Origin of the sequence: Vibrio sp. T13N (assembly GCF_032970445.1) — a bacterium.
Lineage (GTDB): Bacteria > Pseudomonadota > Gammaproteobacteria > Enterobacterales > Vibrionaceae > Vibrio > Vibrio diabolicus.
In genome coordinates this window covers 150066-167877 of the sequence record NZ_JAWJYE010000010.1, presented here as the reverse complement: position 1 = coordinate 167877, position 17812 = coordinate 150066, and the positions used below count along the sequence as shown (strand labels likewise).

Sequence of the window (17812 nt, the reverse complement as noted above, 5' to 3'; positions counted from 1 at the left end):
GTCACAGATATCCACTTGCTCGAAGTGGTAACGTTCACTCTCTGAGACACCAACCAATGATTCTAGATTCCCTGCGTAGGTCAGTTTATCTAAATTGATAACGGTATCTTGGGTGTCACGAATGATATGTCGGACAACAGCTGACCCAATGAAGCCTGCTCCACCGGTTACTAAAATTTTCATTACAAATGTTACCTACGTTAATTTTTGTGCCATCAGATACACATGAATACTTTATGATTATTGTAGTTTATAGACTCACTCGAGCATCGTTAGACTCAAGAAGGCTTACTTAGATTAATCAATAAAAAATGATAAAAAACTCAATCAAGATTGAGAAGAATAACCGTCCTGAAAGTGTTCAAAATCGGATTCTTGCCAAATAATCTGTCGCTTTAAACGCTCTTTATTAAATGAACGCAGAAGTCTATTTAGATTTTGATGCTTCCAGTCACCAGAAGTTTCAAAACGACACTTATCAAAATCGATAATCCATACCTTATCTTTGTCGTCGATCAAGATATTATGGATATTCAAGTCGGTATGGTTAACGCCAACCTGATGCATCTTGGCAATTTCTTGCCCTATTTTCTGATACATTTCTGCCGATAAGGATTGTTCTTGCAAGATACTGACCAGATCTCTGGCGTTCGGGATTCGCTCACTTAATAAATCAGCTTGATAGAAGAACCCTGACTTTACGGCTCTTGCTGCAATTGGACGAGGAACGTGCACTCCAGCCTCGATTAGCGCCAATAAAAGCTGAAACTCTTGCGCACAACGGGTGTTATCCCAGCCAGAGAACCAATAATGATCGTTAACCAACTTCCCAAACAAACCGCCACGACGGTAATGACGCAGTGCTGCTTGCATGTTCTCTAGTTGGATAAACCAAGTTGTGCCTCGCCCCGTCGCACTGCCAACCACCTTGTCTAAGGACTGCCAGTATTCCGCATCAAATATCGGTTGGCTAGGGTCTGTAACGATCTCGTCATCAAACCAGATCACTTGGTTGTTGTTTTTATACTGTTGAGTCATACGCTCACCCTCTAGCCTAAATATCGGCTGGCTAATATATACAACCAAGTAAATCCGGCGAACGCCAATGCAACCATAACGGCAGCAGAGCCTATGTCTTTAGCTCGACCACTGAGTTCATGCCGCTCAATACCGATACGATCAACCACAGCCTCAATAGCTGAATTCACAAGCTCTACAATCAAGACTAACACCACGACCCCGATCATTAAGATACGCTCAACCATGCCGACATCCACTAGCCAAGCCAAAATCACAGCGAAACTCAACAGAGCCAACTCTTGTCGAATGGCGGCTTCATGCTTAAAAGCCGCTTTTAATCCTTGGATCGAATAACCCGTCGCTTTAACGATGCGCTTTAGCCCGGTATTACCCGGCTTGCCAGATTCTTGCGATTGATGCGGTGTTATCTTTGACATTGCAGAACACTTATCAGTACTTAGCTATATTCGAGCCGTGTATTTTACATTTATTGGGGATGTCTGCATAATTTACCTGCTTCTATTCATCGAATCAGACAATAATTATGTTCACTTCTGCCCCATCGTCATTATGCATCTTGCGTTTGTCCGCTATTGGAGACGTTTGCAATACCATCGCCACCGTTCAAGCTATTCAGAAACACTGGCCTTCGACCCAGATTACTTGGATAACGGGTAAACTTGAAGCCCAGTTATTAGCCGCCATTGATGGCGTAGAAGTGATTGTTTTTGATAAAAAAGCAGGACTCGATGGCTACAAATCGCTTTGGCGACAGCTGAAAGGCAGAGAGTTTGATGCGCTATTGCATATGCAGTACGCGATTCGAGCGAGTGTCGCGACGTTGGGCATTAAAGCAAAATACAAACTTGGTTTCTCTTCTGATAGAAGCCAAGATTTTCAGACGCTATTTACCAATGTCAAAGTGCCTTCCCCGCAATCTCTGCATGTCGCAGATGGCTTAATGGCCTTTGCCCATCAAATTGGAGTACCAAAGGCAGAACTGGACTGGGTACTTTCTTATTCAGATCACGACCAAGCTTGGGCAGAGTCTCATATTTCTCGTAATAAACCTAACCTGCTGATTGTGCCTGGTGCGAGCAAAGCTTATAAAAACTGGAACGCGGAAGGTTATGTGGATGTGATTCATCACGCCAGAGCTAAAGGCTGGAACGTGATTCTGGCAGGTAGCCCAGCTCAAGTTGAACTGGATTTGGCTGAAGCCATTCAATCTCGCTTGGAAGAACCGTGTCTAAATTTAGTTGGACAAAGCTCAATTCTGCAAATGCTTGCGTTAATAGATAAGGTTGAAATGGTCATCGCCCCCGATACCGGACCAGCACACATGGCAAATGCCATGAAAACGCCAATCATCGGGCTCTATGCACACCATAATCCGCTGCGAGTGGGACCTTACCGCTACCTAAAATACGTTGTCTCGGTTTATGAAGAAACGATCTTTGCGGAAACAGGCAAAAACAGTCACGAGTTAAGCTGGCGAACTCGCGCTAAAGATGAAACGGCAATGAACCGCATTACTAACACTCAAGTAATGAGCATGTTCGATCAAGTCTTAGAAGATTTGTATCCTCAATACCAGTAAACTTACTGTCTTGATTTGTTAAGAAGGAAATGACCTTGTCCAAACCAACCTTAGCCGTTGCCTTAATTGTAAAAAATGAAGAGAAGCACTTACAAGCTTGTCTAGACACAGTAAAAGATTGGGTCGATGAGATTGTCCTTCTAGATTCGGGCAGCACTGATCGTACCGAAGAAATCGCCCGACAATACACAGATAAGTTTTACACCAACCTAGATTGGCCAGGATTCGGTAAACAGCGCCAACTTGCGCAGCAATACGTTACGGCAGACTACGTTTTATGGCTTGATGCAGACGAACAAGTCACTCCAGAGCTAAAAGAAAGTATCTTACACGCGGTATCAGCCAATAAGCCGAACGTTTTATACAAGCTTAACCGACTAAGCTCAGCGTTTGGTAAGTTCATCTACCATTCTGGTTGGTCTCCAGACTGGATTGTGCGCTTATATCGCACCGAATATACGCAATATAATGATTCGCTCGTTCATGAAAAAGTTGATGAGAAAAACTATCAAACTGAAAAACTGGATGGTCGACTGCATCACTACACTTACGAGCACCTTCATCATTACATCAATAAAACCACTGGCTACCTCAAGGCCTGGACGGATGAACGTGAAGGTAAAAAGAAATCCGGCTTAACCACTGCAATTGTTCACGCTCTTGCTAGCTTTTTGAAGATGTATGTTCTCAAACGAGGCTTCCTTGATGGCAAACATGGTTTCATTCTAGCTTGGCTAAGCATGCACTCTACTTTTGTAAAATATATCGATCTCTACTTACGTGAACAGGCAAAAAAATCATGAAAACGACTTTAATTATCACCACTTACAACTGGAAAGAAGCATTAAAAGCGGTGTTAGAAAGCGTGAAACGTCAAACCGTTTTGCCTGATGAAGTCATTGTTGCAGATGACGGTTCTCGAGACGATACCAAAGCAATGATCGACCAACTTCGTGACGGCTTTCCCGTGCCACTTATCCATAGCTGGCACGAAGATAATGGCTTTCAACTTTCGATGAGCCGCAACCGTGCTATCGCAAAAGCATCAGGTGACTACCTCATCATGATTGATGGCGACATGGTATTGTCTCAAACGTTTATTGAATCACATAAGCAAGTCGCAAAGCCAAATTGGTTTGTACAGGGTGGACGTGTGTTAACGGATGAAAACTGCAGCAAGGCCATCATGGAAAACGGCTTAGTACCTTCTATCTTCAGCAAAGGCATTCGCAATCGTAAAAACTGCATCACCAACGCTTTGCTATCGAAATGGTTCTCTTACGAGCGCAATAACGATAAAGCCACTCGCGGTTGCAACATGGCGTTTTGGCGACAAGATGTCATCGAGGTGAATGGCTTCAACCAAGATTTTGTTGGATGGGGACGCGAAGACAGCGAGTTTGTTCATCGCATGTTGAATGCGGGTAAGTCACGTCTTTACCTAAAATTCGCAGGTGTAGGCTACCACTTGTACCACGTAGAAAACTCTCGTGCGTCACTCGGACAAAATGACGAGATTTTAGAGAACACCATTAAAAACAAGCTTAAACGCTGTGAGAATGGTGTTGAACAATTTCTAGAAGCTTAAGATTATAAAAAAGGGGCGAAACGCCCCTTTTTTATTGTTGCTGAGATAAAGCGAAGTACTTATCGGCAACCATCAATGAGATCAAACGCTCTTTAGGTTTATCTTTGAACTGCTCAACCCACTGGTGCGCATTTTCAATGATCGCTAATGCTTCTTGCTCATTCGCTAGATAATAGTCCATCTTTTCGGGCAAATCCGAATAGTCATCCTTCACTTCAACATAGTGGACACCAGCCTCTAACTTACCTTCCATAAACCAAGTCTCATATTTTGGCTTTGACATAATAACCAAGGAGTTAGACGACATAGCCCACTTAAGGTTGGTGGCCACATCATTGCCTTCTATACACAACAAGAACTTGTATTGAAGTTGCTCCTCAATGCTCATAAAGCCTTTTTCCCAAGGCTGCCCTTCTACCGGGCGGGTCTGGCCAATGTTGCATTGCGGATGGTTGTAGAACGCATGAATCACCTTTTGACGATGAGGCTGAAAACCCACACCACGCCAAGCGACCATGTCCTTTTTATCTTGATAGCGAATAGGATCATCAACAAATTTAAAATGACGAACTTGGTTGAGTTTCAATACCACTGAATTTTGGTTGTTACCAAAAATAGGGCGGCTTTTTATAAAGCTCGGTACATTGGGAATGTGTGTAACATCACCGTTGATGTAGTTAAACGCAAAACTGGAAGGGAAATAGCGTACAACTTGGCTAAGATCGAAAAAATACGTCCAACCTTTCGTTTTTTTAAATGTATCGACAGTCGCGTAACTTTGTTCTCGGCTATCGACTGAAAACGGCGTTTCACACTTGTTGTAATAGTTCACCCGCTCAAGGCAGAGTTGCTTCTCGGCTTCAGTTAAATTCGAAAGTAAACGCTTTGCTTGTGCTCGATATACAAAACGAGGGATAAGTATCGAGAGAGCGTTTGAGAAATAATAAGGGAATTTACTGTCTTTCATTCAGTTTTTCCCCAATCGCGATGGCTACTGGCTTGGGAACGAACTGATCGATACTTCCGCCATGAATGGCCACTTCTCTCACGATAGTCGACGATAGAAATGCAAACTCTTCTTCAGGTGTCAAAAATACACTTTCGATACCTGGTAATAGCTTTCGGTACATGTTGGTCAGTCCAAACTCGTATTCAAAGTCTACCGTTGTTCGCAAACCACGAATAAGAACCTTAGCTTGCTCATCTCTCGCGAAATCCACTAATAACCCAGAGAACCCCTTTACCGTCACCCCCGGTAAATGTGCTACAACGTCCTGCATCAGTGCAACGCGCTCTTCCAATGAAAACATGGTGTTCTTCGATGGGCTTGCGGCTACGCCAATCACAACCTCATCAAACATTTCGTGAGTACGTTCTATTAGATTGAGGTGACCATTAGTCACTGGATCAAAAGTGCCCGGATAAATGACTTTCATATAATTTACTAAGTTATTCGAAACTGATTGAATTATTGAGGCTCAAGCGCAAGATTACAACAACTTAAGCTCTATATTAGTTCGTCTTACTTCTGACAATCATTACAGAAGAAGGTATTACGTTGGCCAATTTTTAGCTCTTGAAGTCGTTCGCCGCATTCTGGGCATGGCTCTCCGGCTTTTCCGTAAACTAGTAACTCTTGTGCAAAGTAACCCGGCTTTCCATCGGCTTGCGCAAAATCTTTCAGCGTAGTCCCACCTTGCGTAATGGCAATCTCAAGTGTCATTTTGATATTTTCAACAAGTAACCCCCACTCTTGAGAAGTCAGCTTACCTGCAGGCCTTGAAGGGTGAATTCGAGATTTAAACAACGACTCATTCGCGTAGATGTTCCCGACACCAACCACGACTTTGTTGTCCATGATGAACTGCTTGACGGCGACACGCTTATTTTTAGCTTTCTCCGCTACATATTCCGCATTGAACTCTTCAGTTAAAGGCTCAGGCCCCATGTTTGCTAGTACAGCATGTGACTCGCCAGGAGCACACCACAGCCATGCCCCAAAACGACGCGGATCGTTATAACGCAGTATTTTTCCACTGCTTAGTTTGAGATCCACATGATCGTGCTTTGCTGGCGGAAAGTCGGCATCTAGGACACGTAAAGACCCCGACATGCCCAAGTGAACAATGGCTGTACCTGTGTTTGTCTCGATCAGTAAGTATTTTGCGCGACGGCTAATCGCACGGATCACCTGCCCTTCCAATTTTTTAAGCTCTATAGGAATATCCCAGCGCAATTTAGGCGTTCGAAAAGTAAACGACTGGATCGTTTGTCCAACCATGTGGGGGCTAATCCCCATACGACTGACTTCAACTTCTGGCAACTCAGGCATTAGATTCTCCAATTCACCGGCTAATAGTTCTCGCTGCTAGCATAATCGAAAAGAAAAACGATAAATAGGGAAGCTTGTTAGGGGTATAGGCGCAAAAAGGCTCTACTCTGGCATAAGGTAGTTTTCATCGACGGAGATAGCTACCCATTTGTCTTGCCAGGTTTTAAATAGCCAAAACTCAGGTAAACGAAAGAAAGTCACCCGCTGCGGCTCTTCGAGATCTTGATACCAGACTTCTACCGTTTCAGGTGCCGTCAGGTTAGGTTTTAAATGATCGAACTGTTCCGAGGTAAGCTCGGTACCTTCCAATGACTGCCAGCGTGATACAAGTTCACTGATCGGTGCATCGACTTTGATGTTAGATTGCCATCGTCCATCATGCAGTTCGAACTCCCAGCCACTATAGTACAAAGACTCAACCGTATAGTCGGAGCGAAGTACATTTGGGTAAGGGTCTGCTTGGTCTGTTAATAGGTAAGTTTTGATCCACATCGGCGCATTTAAGATCACTATAAACGCGATAATGCCCAGAATAAGAATATTGTTCCATCGGCGGCGACGAGCCGGACTCACACGCATAACCATCTCTACTCTCTTATAGTTATGAGTAAACTACCAAAGAGTATTGAGCTTGACTAGAACAATGGTGTGCAAGTATGTAGAGAAGTGGTGACTAGGCAGCAGCAGAGAGCGATAAATCAAAAATTCTAGTGTAGCGTCGGACCGATAAAATGACTTCAGCAGTGCTTTATTATCCGATAACGTACTAAACACTTTTCTTCAGCACTTTTCTTTAAGTAATAAAAAACCCAACTCGAAAGTTGGGTTTTTCAATTCATCAAAGAGACTGAAACCAATTATTTGATTTTTGCTTCTTTGTACATAACGTGCTGGCGAACTACTGGATCAAACTTTTTGATCTCAAATTTGCCTGGCATGTTACGCTTGTTCTTATCAGTTGTGTAGAAGTGGCCTGTACCTGCAGAAGATACTAGACGGATTTTCTCACGAACGCCTTTCTTTGCCATTGCTTATTTCCTCTTAAACGTTTTCGCCACGTGCACGCATGTCTGCAAGAACAGTATCAATACCTTTCTTGTCGATGATGCGCATACCTTTAGCAGATAGACGTAGTTTAACAAAACGTTTTTCGCTCTCTACCCAGAAACGATGAGTTTGTAGGTTCGGCAGAAAACGACGCTTAGTAGCATTTCGTGCGTGTGAACGGTTGTTACCCGTTACTGGACGCTTACCAGTTACTTGGCATACTCGTGACATGAATGTCTTCTCCAAAATCGTTTCAGCTCGATATCAACCTTGGTGGCCGAACCTCTCTATCTCTCGAAAAGAAGTTAGAGGTTAAGAACCGCTATGGAAAATCCATACAAGGCTATCAAAGGTCGCGCATTATACTAACTTGATATGCATTGCTCAAGACCCGAACAGATCCTTTTTACAGGTTTTCGTGATCTTTTTTTAGACAGCAGATTTTTTTTAGCAGTCCAAGCTGAATTCAGTTAAAAATTTAGTGGCGTGGATGATAGCAGATTTTTAGCAACTAACAACCTAAAAAACGCACAGTTATATCCAGCCTCTTTCAGCAAAAGAGACACTTTCCCCATCTCCGATGACGAAATGGTCCAAAATACGAATATCCACCAATGCTAATGCGTCGGTGAGACGCCTTGTAATCCTTCTGTCAGCTTGGCTCGGCTCAGCGACGCCTGAAGGATGATTGTGCGCTAGAATCAAAGCCGCCGCGTTATGATGCAGAGCACGTTTGACGACTTCTCTCGGATACACCGACGCGGCATCCAACGTTCCTTCAAATAAAATTTCATCTTTTATCACTCGGTGCTGGTTATCGAGAAAAAGAATATAAAAAGCCTCTCTTTGCCGATCCCTTAAAATAGAAGACAGATATAACTTAGTTTGGTCGGGGCTGGTTAAGGCATCACCACGCTTTAGCGTCTCCGCCAAATAGCGTTGTGTCATTTCTAGTACCGCTTGCAACTGAACATACTTGGCTTGTCCCAACCCTTTATGACGACAAAACTCTTGCTCTGATGCTGAAAATAGTTGTCTTAGCGAACCAAAGTCTTGAATAAGGAAGTCTGCAAGTTCAATTACGTTCATTCCGTGGGTGCCCGTGCGCAAGAAAATAGCCAGTAGCTCAGCATCAGTTAATGCTTGCGGTCCTCGTTGCAGCAGCTTCTCCCTGGGCATGGACTCAGTTGGCATAGCTTTCAGTATCATCTGATGTCTCTTTATATGGAAAGTGCCCCTATTCCACAAAACAAAAAGCGAAAGTCGAGTATGACTTTCGCTTTCTTCGTACCATCAGTGCTTTCCATGCAACTTAACAGTTCATCAGAGTTTAAAGTTGCCAACCAAGCCGTGAATTTCCGTTCCAGACTGTGATAGCTGCGTGCTGATTGACTCGGCATGCTGCAACGTCTCATTAATGTTGTTCACGATCTGTTGAATAGCCACTAAGTTTTGGTTGATGTCTTCTGCAACCGCACTTTGCTCTTCGGCGGCAGACGCGGTTTGAATACCCATATCTCGAATCGTACCGATAGAATTATGAACACCAGAAAGAGATTGCTGAATGAGCGCCGATTCTTCCGCCGTTTTTACACCTCGTTTTTGGCTCACCGACATAGTACTGACCGCTCTTGATACACCATTTTGTAGCTGCTTAAGCATGTCACCAATTTCATGAGTACTATTTTGTGTACGACTGGCTAACGAGCGAACTTCATCCGCAACGACGGCAAACCCTCGACCTTGCTCACCGGCTCTAGCCGCTTCAATCGCCGCATTTAGGGCCAACAAATTCGTTTGCTCGGCTATCTCACCAATCACATCCAGTACTTTGGTTATTTTCTCGGTTTGTAAACTCAACTCAGAGATTGCATCTGACGTACTGTCTATCTCCATTACTAGCTCGGTAATACCTTCTATTGCTTGTTCCACTTCACGCTGAGCTTCGGTAACTTGACTGTTGGCATCCTCAATCGCCTGCGCGGTCGCATTGGTATTGCTGGCTACTTCTTTGGCTGTCATGCTCATTTGTGTCACTGCCGTCACGACTTTATCCGTCTCTAAACAGTGATCCTGCATTTGACCGCTCGCTTGGCTGGTCTGAGTGTTCAGGCTTTGAGAAACGGTCTGTACTGTCGTCGCAGAGCGGTGGATATCCTGCATCAGTGGGTGCAGCTTATCCATAAACTCATTAAACGCGGCCGCCACTTCACCGACTTCATCCTGACTTTCGACTTTTAAACGAGCCGTTAAGTCACCGCCGCCTGCGGCTACATCTTTCAATGACGCCGCGACATGTTGTAATGGCTGAATGCCTTTCGACACCACGATACTGGTGAGAACACTGGTAATGATCAACCCAACAACGGAAATCAACACGGCAGATAACGTATGCTCTTTTAGCTCTTGAGTCTTTAACTCTCTGTGCATCGCAACTTGCTGGTCGATGTCATCAATATAAACACCAGTGCCTAAAACCCAGTCCCATTTCGATAAATATTCTGCATAGCCTAGCTTAGGCGCTTGTGCGTCAATGGTCGGTTTGTGCCACGAGAAATAGAGGAACCCATCCCCTTTTTGAGAAGCATCAATCAAGCCCGCGATAACTGCGACCCCATTTTCATCTTTTAAGTCGTAAAGGTTTTTACCCTCTAAAGAAGGTTTGATGGCATGTAACGTATTCACACCTTGAGAGTCGTAGGCAAAAAAGTAACCATCGCTTTCAAAGCGCATGGCTTTCAGAATTTCTTTTGCTGCCTCTTTATTACTTCCATTTACATCCGTGTCGTATAACGGTTTTATCGCCGTCACACCCATCATCATGTAGGCTTGTAACTCTTTCTTTTTCGTTTCGATGAGCTCTTGCCTGTCTCTTGCCAGCTCCGCTTCCAAACTTTTACTGCTGTTGATGTAATACACCACTGAGATCAACGTAGTGATCAACAACAACGGAATTAGGGTTATCAGCAGCAATTTGTTTCGACTTTTCAACACCATGGTTTCCAGTACCTCTTTTTCTTTTCAGACTTGCAAACTCCGCGCAACTTGTCTGTGAGGTAGGCGAGAATTTTCCCTTCCTCGGTCAGATTAATACTCTGGAGTTTGATGTGAATTATCTTCTCGTTATATATGCTCGGGCGGTCAGACTTTGAATTGTGTTAAAATCCGGTCATCAAATTGGAGATCTCACATGCAAACACTAGCAGGAAAGAAAATTCTACTCGGCATCAGTGGCGGTATTGCCGCGTATAAATGTGCGGAGCTAACCCGTCGCCTCATAGAGAGAGGAGCGCAAGTTCAAGTGGTAATGACGAAAGCAGCAAAAGAGTTCATTACCCCTTTAACCATGCAAGCCGTTTCGGGCCGTCCTGTCTCAGACAGTTTATTAGACCCAGCAGCGGAAGCCTCTATGGGCCATATTGAATTGGCCAAATGGGCAGATTTAGTACTACTAGCGCCAGCGACCGCGGACTTAATCGCGCGCATGTCTGCAGGTATGGGGAACGATTTGCTTACCACGCTCGTGCTCGCGACGGATTCCCCTGTTGCTGTTTCTCCTGCGATGAATCAACAGATGTATCGCAATATCGCAACCCAAGAGAACATCTCAACGTTAGCGCGTCGCGGTATGCACATCTGGGGCCCCGCTGCAGGAGAGCAAGCCTGTGGCGATGTGGGCCCAGGTCGAATGCTGGAACCAATGCAGCTAGTGCATCTATGTGAACAGTTCTTTCAGCCAAAATTGCTAGAAGGTAAGTCGATACTCATCACCGCAGGTCCAACTCGCGAAGCGATTGACCCAGTGCGTTACATTACGAATCATAGCTCCGGGAAAATGGGCTATGCATTGGCGAGTGCCGCAGCGCAGATGGGAGCAAAAGTCACCCTCGTGAGCGGTCCTGTCAGTTTAAATACGCCTGTAGGTGTTGAGCGCATTAATGTTTCCAGTGCACAAGAGATGCACGAAGCCGTTATGACACACGCAAACAAACATGATGCGTTTATTAGCTGCGCTGCCGTTGCGGACTACCGCCCACAAACGATCGCGTCTCAAAAGTTGAAAAAGACTGAAGACAATGACGAAATGGTCATTAATATGGTCAAAAATCCTGATATTGTTGCTTCTGTAGCAGAAATGACGGAGATGCGTCCGTTTACCGTCGGTTTTGCGGCTGAAACTAATGATGTAGAGACCTACGCTCGAGGCAAGTTGACAAAGAAAAACCTCGATATGATCTGTGCGAATGACGTTTCGGTTGCAGGGCAAGGATTTAACAGCAACGACAACGCGATTACCCTGTACTGGCCTGAGGGTGAACTTGCGCTCGCTTTAGAATCAAAAGAAGCATTGAGCTTTAAAATTCTCGAAAAAATGCATCACTTGATGTAACTAACGTTTGAAAACCCTGCCAACTTTTCACAAAAGCTGGCATAAATTTGGTACAAACATGACAACTAAGGGTGTTAAATCTCCCATTCCACCCTTAGTGGTCTAGTTTGAGGCGAAATAGCGTCTTATAATCCCCTCCGCTCAACTTTGTATTTTGAAAGGAAGTAACTAATGGCCGGCAGTAAAAAATCCAACCGTCGTGAAGAGATCTTACAAGCATTGGCAGAAATGCTTGAATCAACAGAAGGCGCTTCACGCATTACTACGGCAAAACTGGCCAAGCAAGTCGGCGTTTCAGAAGCCGCGCTGTATCGTCATTTCCCAAGTAAAGCGCGCATGTTCGAAGGGTTGATTGAGTTCATTGAAGAAGCCTTGATGACACGTATCAACCGTATTCTAGACGACGAAAAAGATACACTAGAGCGTATTCGTATGGTGATGCACCTTATTTTGGCGTTCTCTGAACGTAACCCTGGTCTGACACGCATTTTGTCGGGCCATGCTCTAATGTTTGAAAATGAACGCCTACGTGAACGCATCAATCAACTCTTTGAGCGCATAGAAACACAATTGCGCCAGATCCTGCGTGAACGTAAGATTCGTGAAGGGAAGTCTTTCCCTGTCGAAGAGCGCATCCTAGCCGCGCAAATTCTGGGACAAGTTGAGGGTAGCCTAAACCGCTTTGTGCGTAGCGACTTTAAATACCAGCCGACTGCAAACTTTGACGAGTACTGGGCGCTTTTGAGTGCACAAATAAAGTAAAAGATTATGAGTAAAGACAAATACACGCAGCCCGAGTTTTCTCTTTCACTTCTTCACCCTCGTAACTGGGGCGTATGGCTTGGGTTTGGTCTGTTGGCCATCCTGGTCAATATTCTTCCTTATCGGCTGCTGCTTTCATTAGGTCGTTCACTCGGCAAACTTGGCATGCGCTACGGTAAAAAGCGTGTCCACGTTGCTCAACGTAACTTAGAATTGGCCTTTCCAGAGAAAACACCTGAAGAGATTCAACATATTGTTGAAGAGAACTTCAAAAATACCGGTATGGCACTCATAGAAACCGGGATCACTTGGTTCTGGCCGACTTGGCGCTTTAAAAACCTGATCGTCGAGAAAGATCTCGGCGCACTGCGTGAAAAAGCCAAAGAAGGTAAAGGCGTCCTACTTTGTTGTGTCCATGCTCTTAATCTAGAGATCACTGCACGTGCTTTCGCCGTGCTCGGCGTGGCCGGGTACGGCGCGTTTCGTCCGCATAATAATCCTGCTTATAACTTTATCCAGTATTGGGGACGGACACATAACGGCAATAAATTGATTGATCGTAAAGATGTGAAAAAGATGATTCGTGTATTACGCAGTGGTGAGCGTCTGTTCTATCTGCCGGATCACGATTACGGTCGAAAAAAATCTGTATTTGTGCCCTTCTTTGCCGTAGACGATGCGTGTACGACAACTGGTACAAGCATTCTGGCGTATACCTCAAAATGTGCGATCATCCCAGGCTCAGGGTTTCGCAATGGTGAAGGGAAATACGACATCATCGCCGATAAGTGCATTGAAGCCGACTATCCACAAAAAGACGAAGTCGCCGCTGCTGCTTATATGAACAAGTATGTGGAAGAGGTCATTCTACGCGCTCCAGAGCAATGGATGTGGCTCCATAAACGCTACAAAACCATGCAAGATGAGCATGTCGAGAAAGGCATTCGCTATAAGTAAGTGCTCAAGGCGATAAATCCAAAAACAAAAAAAGGGCAGATGGATATCCATCTGCCCTTTTTACTTTTTCAGAAAAAGTAACAAATTAAATGCCGTATTCCGAGCGATAGGCTTTAACTGCTTCCAAGTGCTCAGCAGCGTCACCTTTCTCTTCTAAGTAAGTCACAAGATCACCCAAACTTACAATTGAAATCACGGCACAACCAAAGTCACGTTCAACTTCTTGAATCGCAGAAAGCTCGCCCTTGCCCTTCTCTTGGCGGTCGATAGCAACCAACACACCCGCAAGGTCAGCGCCATTTGCTTTAATAATTTCCATCGATTCACGGATTGCCGTACCCGCCGTAATCACATCATCCACCAGCATGATGCGACCTTCTAACGCAGAACCAACAAGGTTGCCACCTTCGCCATGATCTTTTGCTTCTTTACGGTTGAAACAGTAAGGCGTGTCGACGTCATGATGATCTGCCAGTGCGACCGCCGTTGTCGTTGCAATAGGAATACCTTTGTACGCAGGGCCAAACAGTACATCGAATTCAATGCCAGAATCAGCGAGCGCGGCTGCGTAAAAACGGCCTAGACGTGCGAGATCACGACCAGTATTGAAAAGACCAGCGTTAAAGAAGTACGGGCTTTTACGGCCAGATTTCAAAGTAAACTCACCAAACTTAAGAACTTCTTTCTCAAGTGCAAACTCAATAAACTCACGCTGGTATGCTTTCATGGATTTCTCTCAATTTTCTTTTCGTGTGGGGATCAGGTCCTAGGACCTAGTAATATGCAAAAAAATAGCTTCCTTTCGGGGAAGCTATTTAAATAAATCATTAATTTTCTAACGCTGCCTTCTGCGCTGCGACAATTTCCGTAATGCCGATTTTCGCCGACTCGAGCAATGCCATCAACTGTTCGTGACTGAACGGTTCACCTTCTGCGGTGCCCTGAATTTCAATCATCTTACCTTCTTCGGTCATTACCACGTTCATGTCTGTGTCTGCCGCTGAATCTTCAACGTATTCAAGATCACACAATACTTCATCGCCTAGCAAGCCGACAGAAACTGCCGCTACGTGGCCTTTCATTGGATTCGCTTTTAGCTTACCGCTATCCACTAGGTGTTGGAATGCATCGGCCATTGCAACACTTGCGCCGCTGATCGATGCAGTACGCGTACCACCGTCAGCTTGGATAACGTCACAGTCAACGGTGATCATGAACTCACCCATGGCTTTTAGATCGACAACGGCACGTAGGCTTCGCGCGATAAGACGCTGAATTTCCATCGTACGGCCGCCTTGTTTGCCACTTGCCGCTTCACGACGAGTACGAGAATGTGTTGCTCGAGGTAGCATGCCGTATTCAGCTGTAACCCAGCCTTTACCTTGACCTTTTAGCCAACGTGGCACAGATTCTTCGACGGTCGCATTACACAACACTTTGGTGTTACCGAACTCAACTAGCACTGACCCTTCAGCGTAAGCTGTGTAGTTACGAGTAATTTTGATAGGGCGAACTTGATCCGCCTTGCGATCGTTTGGACGCATGGGCATCTACCTTAAATATGAGGAGAAGACGATTTGGTTGGGCGAAGATTATAACGGAATCGATTCCGGATTCATAGGTTACGCCGCGGGCACAACATAAACAATCCATACATCCCGCGCACCTATCGACGCAGCGTGATACACTCTTGAAGTAATTTTCAAAAAAATGAAGACAGGAAAATTCGATGATTTACAGTATGACAGCGTATGCACGCAAAGAAGTAAAAGGCGACTGGGGTTCTGCGGTATGGGAAATCCGCAGCGTGAACCAGCGTTATTTAGAAACATACTTCCGCATGCCAGAACAATTTCGTGGATTAGAGCCCGTTTTACGCGAGCGTTTTCGTAAGCGCTTAGCGCGAGGCAAAGTGGAATGTAATCTGCGTTTTGAAGCAAACCCTGCCGCAAAAGGTGAGCTTAGCATCAACGAAGCGCTTGCTAGCCAGGTAATTAAGGCCGCAGAACAAGTCATGCACATGACTGGTGAACTGAGCCGAATCAATCCATTTCAAGTCATGCAATGGCCGGGGGTAATGGAAACGCCAGAGCAAGACATGGATGCGGTAAATAAAGTGCTACTAGAAGCGTTTGATGGCGCAATGGATGAATTTATTGAAGCGCGCGCTCGTGAAGGCGAGAACATGAAGGCGCTGATTGAACAGCGTTTAGACGCCATCTCTGCAGAAGTCGTAAAAGTGCGTGCGCGCATGCCAGAAATTTTAGAATGGCAACGTGAACGACTATTCTCGAAGTTCGAAGACGCTAAAGTGGAACTGGATCCGTCTCGTATCGAGCAAGAGTTGATTTTGCTAGCGCAAAAATCGGATGTTGCTGAAGAGCTCGATCGCTTGGACTCTCACGTAAAAGAAACCACAAACATTCTGAAAAAAGGTGGCGCAGTGGGTCGTCGTCTGGACTTCATGATGCAAGAGTTCAACCGTGAATCGAACACGCTAGCGTCGAAATCTATCAGCACAGACATCACCGCATCGGGCGTTGAACTGAAAGTTCTGATTGAACAGATGCGTGAGCAGATCCAAAATATTGAATGATCTAAAAGTCATCGAGTATTGAAACAAAAAAGCCCCGCTAGTGCGGGGCTTTTTTTTTATTCATCTTTTTCCAAGGTTCTGTTATCAACGTAGGGCCAATAATGATGCCCGACTCTGATGAGCAACGTTGCCGCAGCTAAGATAAACGCTGCCAGAGATAACCACACAACCAAAACCGCATCCAGTTCTTTCATTCCGAGTGTGATATAGCGGGCGATCGCCATCATCGCGATATAGATAGGATAGCGTACCGGAATTTTTCCGTTCATCACGAACTGCTGCACCATGGCGAGCACTTCCAGATAGATAAACATCAAAAGAATATCCGTGAGTAAGACACGCTTCTCGACAAATACGTGTACAAACTCTTGCATCATGGCGTACAGCGTCGCCAAGGTAATAGAGACTAATAATACCGCCTCCAAAATATGGAAGATTTTCAGGAACGGTCGACTAAAGGATTTCGGTAAATTCGACGGCATGGTCCATTATCCAGACAAAGAAGATAGGCCTTGAGTTTAGCATGCAACGATCTTCAATCAATCATAATACTCAGGCGTCAATCAACACCAAGACCTAACATAGACCTATAAAAATGCTCCGCTTATTTGGCGGAGCGTTTTTGTGTTATAGGACCTGTGGCATCACTTACGCCACTTGCTGCTTTTTTTCAGCCAGGCGCTTTTTCTTCCGATATTTAGGGTGGGTGATCGGAATCGCAGATAGGAGTTTCTTAGTGTACTCGTTTTGCGGGTTTGCATAAATTTCTTTCGCGCTGCCTGCTTCTACCACTTTACCAAAATACATCACGGCAACTTTGTCAGAGACGTGTTTCACCACAGAGAGATCGTGAGAGATAAAGATGATCGCCAAGTTCATCTCTTGTTGCAGTTGTAGTAATAGGTTCAAGATTTGTGCCTGTACCGACACATCTAACGCAGATACCGATTCATCACAAATCAGTAATTTAGGCTTCAATGCTATCGCGCGAGCAATACCGATACGCTGACGTTGGCCGCCTGAAAACTCATGTGGATAGCGGTTGACTGCCGTTTCTGGCAAGCCCACTTTGATTAAAAGCTCTTTTACCCACTGTTTGCGCTCGGCTGGCGTACCGATTTTATGAATAACAAACGGTTCTTCTAGAATCATACCGATGGTATGACGCTGATTGAGTGATTCCATTGGGTCTTGAAAGACGATTTGCATGTCTTTACGCAGCGATCGCATCTCTTTGACAGACAGTTTAGTGATGTCTTTACCTTCAAAGAAAATCTTACCTTCCGTTGGCTCGTATAACTTTAAGATCGTGCGCCCAAGGGTGCTTTTACCACAACCGGACTCACCAACTAGTCCCAGTGTTTCACCTTCAGAAACAGACAGTGAAACCCCGTCTACCGCTTTGATGGTGTAGCCTTTCTTGAACAGCCCTTTACCAGAAACAAAGTGCTGCTTAAGATTTTCAATTCTTAATACTTCTTTTGCCATAACATCCTCTTTTATGACTCGTTCACTTTGCC

At 44.9% G+C, this 17812-nt stretch carries 22 protein-coding genes; 7 read left to right on the top strand and 15 right to left on the bottom strand.

Annotation, left to right across the window (positions count from 1 at the left end; all coding sequences use genetic code 11):
* The 3 genes from R2S67_RS17060 to R2S67_RS17050 all read right to left on the bottom strand — a co-directional run.
* A partial coding sequence (locus tag R2S67_RS17060; protein ID WP_317345898.1) for an NAD-dependent epimerase/dehydratase family protein occupies window positions 1-183 on the bottom strand: 183 nt, incomplete at its 3' end.
* 144 nt (window positions 184-327) lie between these two features.
* The gene (locus R2S67_RS17055; protein ID WP_317345896.1) at window positions 328-1038 is read right to left on the bottom strand and encodes a 3-deoxy-D-manno-octulosonic acid kinase; all 711 of its coding nucleotides are present in this window, start codon (window positions 1036-1038) and stop codon (window positions 328-330) included.
* Between the two features lie 11 nt (window positions 1039-1049).
* On the bottom strand, window positions 1050-1457 hold the full coding sequence (locus tag R2S67_RS17050; RefSeq protein WP_086046446.1) for a diacylglycerol kinase: 408 nt from the start codon (window positions 1455-1457) through the stop codon (window positions 1050-1052).
* Window positions 1458-1564: 107 nt separating this feature from the next.
* On the opposite strand from R2S67_RS17050, the gene R2S67_RS17045 reads away from it, so the two are divergent.
* The 3 genes from R2S67_RS17045 to R2S67_RS17035 are packed head-to-tail and all read left to right on the top strand — an operon-like array spanning window position 1565 to window position 4208.
* A complete protein-coding gene (locus R2S67_RS17045) occupies window positions 1565-2620 on the top strand; it encodes a glycosyltransferase family 9 protein (RefSeq protein ID WP_170892263.1) in 1056 nt (351 codons plus the stop codon).
* Window positions 2621-2655: 35 nt separating this feature from the next.
* A complete protein-coding gene (locus R2S67_RS17040; RefSeq protein WP_054867810.1) occupies window positions 2656-3423 on the top strand; it encodes a glycosyltransferase family 2 protein in 768 nt (255 codons plus the stop codon).
* A complete protein-coding gene (locus tag R2S67_RS17035; protein WP_150916117.1) occupies window positions 3420-4208 on the top strand; it encodes a glycosyltransferase family 2 protein in 789 nt (262 codons plus the stop codon). Before R2S67_RS17040 ends, R2S67_RS17035 begins: the two co-directional genes overlap by 4 nt.
* Window positions 4209-4239: 31 nt before the next feature.
* Here R2S67_RS17035 and R2S67_RS17030 read toward each other — a convergent pair whose 3' ends face one another.
* From R2S67_RS17030 to R2S67_RS16995, 8 genes are all read right to left on the bottom strand, one after another.
* On the bottom strand, window positions 4240-5175 hold the full coding sequence (locus R2S67_RS17030) for a glycosyl transferase family 90 (RefSeq protein ID WP_317345895.1): 936 nt from the start codon (window positions 5173-5175) through the stop codon (window positions 4240-4242).
* Entirely contained in the window at window positions 5162-5644 is a 483-nt protein-coding gene (coaD, locus tag R2S67_RS17025) for a pantetheine-phosphate adenylyltransferase (RefSeq protein WP_005395788.1), read from the bottom strand. The genes R2S67_RS17030 and coaD overlap by 14 nt, the downstream gene beginning before the upstream one ends.
* 86 nt (window positions 5645-5730) lie before the next feature.
* Window positions 5731-6540, bottom strand: a complete 810-nt coding sequence (mutM, locus tag R2S67_RS17020; protein ID WP_047009422.1) for a bifunctional DNA-formamidopyrimidine glycosylase/DNA-(apurinic or apyrimidinic site) lyase — start codon at window positions 6538-6540, stop codon at window positions 5731-5733.
* A 102-nt stretch (window positions 6541-6642) separates the two neighbouring features.
* The gene (locus R2S67_RS17015; RefSeq protein ID WP_031780495.1) at window positions 6643-7119 is read right to left on the bottom strand and encodes a hypothetical protein; all 477 of its coding nucleotides are present in this window, start codon (window positions 7117-7119) and stop codon (window positions 6643-6645) included.
* 278 nt (window positions 7120-7397) lie between these two features.
* The gene (gene rpmG / locus R2S67_RS17010) at window positions 7398-7568 is read right to left on the bottom strand and encodes a 50S ribosomal protein L33 (RefSeq protein ID WP_004410866.1); all 171 of its coding nucleotides are present in this window, start codon (window positions 7566-7568) and stop codon (window positions 7398-7400) included.
* Window positions 7569-7581: 13 nt separating this feature from the next.
* Window positions 7582-7818 (bottom strand): 50S ribosomal protein L28, encoded by a 237-nt coding sequence (rpmB, locus tag R2S67_RS17005; protein WP_005384783.1) that lies wholly within the window; start codon window positions 7816-7818, stop codon window positions 7582-7584.
* Between the two features lie 303 nt (window positions 7819-8121).
* Window positions 8122-8796, bottom strand: coding sequence for a RadC family protein (radC, locus tag R2S67_RS17000; RefSeq protein WP_047009421.1), 675 nt, complete (start codon window positions 8794-8796; stop codon window positions 8122-8124).
* Between the two features lie 114 nt (window positions 8797-8910).
* Window positions 8911-10584, bottom strand: a complete 1674-nt coding sequence (locus R2S67_RS16995; RefSeq protein ID WP_317345888.1) for a methyl-accepting chemotaxis protein — start codon at window positions 10582-10584, stop codon at window positions 8911-8913.
* A gap of 193 nt (window positions 10585-10777) precedes the next feature.
* On the opposite strand from R2S67_RS16995, the gene coaBC reads away from it, so the two are divergent.
* From coaBC to R2S67_RS16980, 3 genes are all read left to right on the top strand, one after another.
* Entirely contained in the window at window positions 10778-11977 is a 1200-nt protein-coding gene (gene coaBC, locus R2S67_RS16990; protein WP_317345886.1) for a bifunctional phosphopantothenoylcysteine decarboxylase/phosphopantothenate--cysteine ligase CoaBC, read from the top strand.
* A gap of 171 nt (window positions 11978-12148) precedes the next feature.
* The gene (slmA, locus tag R2S67_RS16985) at window positions 12149-12739 is read left to right on the top strand and encodes a nucleoid occlusion factor SlmA (protein WP_005395778.1); all 591 of its coding nucleotides are present in this window, start codon (window positions 12149-12151) and stop codon (window positions 12737-12739) included.
* A gap of 6 nt (window positions 12740-12745) precedes the next feature.
* Window positions 12746-13696: a Kdo(2)-lipid IV(A) acyltransferase gene (locus tag R2S67_RS16980; protein WP_317345883.1), complete on the top strand. Its 951-nt coding sequence runs from the start codon at window positions 12746-12748 to the stop codon at window positions 13694-13696.
* An 85-nt stretch (window positions 13697-13781) separates the two neighbouring features.
* Here the strand turns inward: R2S67_RS16980 and pyrE are convergent, their stop codons facing one another.
* Both pyrE and rph read right to left on the bottom strand, forming a co-directional pair.
* Window positions 13782-14423 (bottom strand): orotate phosphoribosyltransferase, encoded by a 642-nt coding sequence (gene pyrE, locus R2S67_RS16975; RefSeq protein ID WP_124007343.1) that lies wholly within the window; start codon window positions 14421-14423, stop codon window positions 13782-13784.
* Window positions 14424-14523: 100 nt separating this feature from the next.
* On the bottom strand, window positions 14524-15240 hold the full coding sequence (gene rph, locus R2S67_RS16970) for a ribonuclease PH (RefSeq protein WP_005395768.1): 717 nt from the start codon (window positions 15238-15240) through the stop codon (window positions 14524-14526).
* Between the two features lie 185 nt (window positions 15241-15425).
* Between rph and R2S67_RS16965 the strand changes: the two genes are divergently transcribed.
* Complete coding sequence (locus R2S67_RS16965) at window positions 15426-16292, top strand: YicC/YloC family endoribonuclease (RefSeq protein WP_005395766.1); 867 nt, start codon at window positions 15426-15428, stop codon at window positions 16290-16292.
* A gap of 56 nt (window positions 16293-16348) precedes the next feature.
* Here the strand turns inward: R2S67_RS16965 and R2S67_RS16960 are convergent, their stop codons facing one another.
* Both R2S67_RS16960 and R2S67_RS16955 read right to left on the bottom strand, forming a co-directional pair.
* Window positions 16349-16774, bottom strand: coding sequence for a phosphate-starvation-inducible protein PsiE (locus R2S67_RS16960; protein ID WP_012841209.1), 426 nt, complete (start codon window positions 16772-16774; stop codon window positions 16349-16351).
* 166 nt (window positions 16775-16940) lie between these two features.
* Complete coding sequence (locus R2S67_RS16955) at window positions 16941-17780, bottom strand: ABC transporter ATP-binding protein (protein ID WP_005394930.1); 840 nt, start codon at window positions 17778-17780, stop codon at window positions 16941-16943.
* Window positions 17781-17812 lie beyond the last annotated feature (32 nt).

Excerpts from the sequence above, each read along its gene's own strand:
- R2S67_RS17055 (WP_317345896.1), bottom strand. The coding sequence starts at position 1,038 with ATGACTCAACAGTATAAAAACAACAACCAAGTGATCTGGTTTGATGAC.
- R2S67_RS17050 (WP_086046446.1), bottom strand. The coding sequence starts at position 1,457 with ATGTCAAAGATAACACCGCATCAATCGCAAGAATCTGGCAAGCCGGGT.
- R2S67_RS17045 (WP_170892263.1), top strand. The coding sequence starts at position 1,565 with ATGTTCACTTCTGCCCCATCGTCATTATGCATCTTGCGTTTGTCCGCT.
- R2S67_RS17035 (WP_150916117.1), top strand. The coding sequence starts at position 3,420 with ATGAAAACGACTTTAATTATCACCACTTACAACTGGAAAGAAGCATTA.
- R2S67_RS17030 (WP_317345895.1), bottom strand. The coding sequence starts at position 5,175 with ATGAAAGACAGTAAATTCCCTTATTATTTCTCAAACGCTCTCTCGATA.
- coaD (WP_005395788.1), bottom strand. The coding sequence starts at position 5,644 with ATGAAAGTCATTTATCCGGGCACTTTTGATCCAGTGACTAATGGTCAC.
- mutM (WP_047009422.1), bottom strand. The coding sequence starts at position 6,540 with ATGCCTGAGTTGCCAGAAGTTGAAGTCAGTCGTATGGGGATTAGCCCC.
- R2S67_RS17015 (WP_031780495.1), bottom strand. The coding sequence starts at position 7,119 with ATGCGTGTGAGTCCGGCTCGTCGCCGCCGATGGAACAATATTCTTATT.
- rpmG (WP_004410866.1), bottom strand. The coding sequence starts at position 7,568 with ATGGCAAAGAAAGGCGTTCGTGAGAAAATCCGTCTAGTATCTTCTGCA.
- rpmB (WP_005384783.1), bottom strand. The coding sequence starts at position 7,818 with ATGTCACGAGTATGCCAAGTAACTGGTAAGCGTCCAGTAACGGGTAAC.
- radC (WP_047009421.1), bottom strand. The coding sequence starts at position 8,796 with ATGATACTGAAAGCTATGCCAACTGAGTCCATGCCCAGGGAGAAGCTG.
- R2S67_RS16995 (WP_317345888.1), bottom strand. The coding sequence starts at position 10,584 with ATGGTGTTGAAAAGTCGAAACAAATTGCTGCTGATAACCCTAATTCCG.
- coaBC (WP_317345886.1), top strand. The coding sequence starts at position 10,778 with ATGCAAACACTAGCAGGAAAGAAAATTCTACTCGGCATCAGTGGCGGT.
- slmA (WP_005395778.1), top strand. The coding sequence starts at position 12,149 with ATGGCCGGCAGTAAAAAATCCAACCGTCGTGAAGAGATCTTACAAGCA.
- R2S67_RS16980 (WP_317345883.1), top strand. The coding sequence starts at position 12,746 with ATGAGTAAAGACAAATACACGCAGCCCGAGTTTTCTCTTTCACTTCTT.
- pyrE (WP_124007343.1), bottom strand. The coding sequence starts at position 14,423 with ATGAAAGCATACCAGCGTGAGTTTATTGAGTTTGCACTTGAGAAAGAA.
- rph (WP_005395768.1), bottom strand. The coding sequence starts at position 15,240 with ATGCGTCCAAACGATCGCAAGGCGGATCAAGTTCGCCCTATCAAAATT.
- R2S67_RS16965 (WP_005395766.1), top strand. The coding sequence starts at position 15,426 with ATGATTTACAGTATGACAGCGTATGCACGCAAAGAAGTAAAAGGCGAC.
- R2S67_RS16960 (WP_012841209.1), bottom strand. The coding sequence starts at position 16,774 with ATGCCGTCGAATTTACCGAAATCCTTTAGTCGACCGTTCCTGAAAATC.
- R2S67_RS16955 (WP_005394930.1), bottom strand. The coding sequence starts at position 17,780 with ATGGCAAAAGAAGTATTAAGAATTGAAAATCTTAAGCAGCACTTTGTT.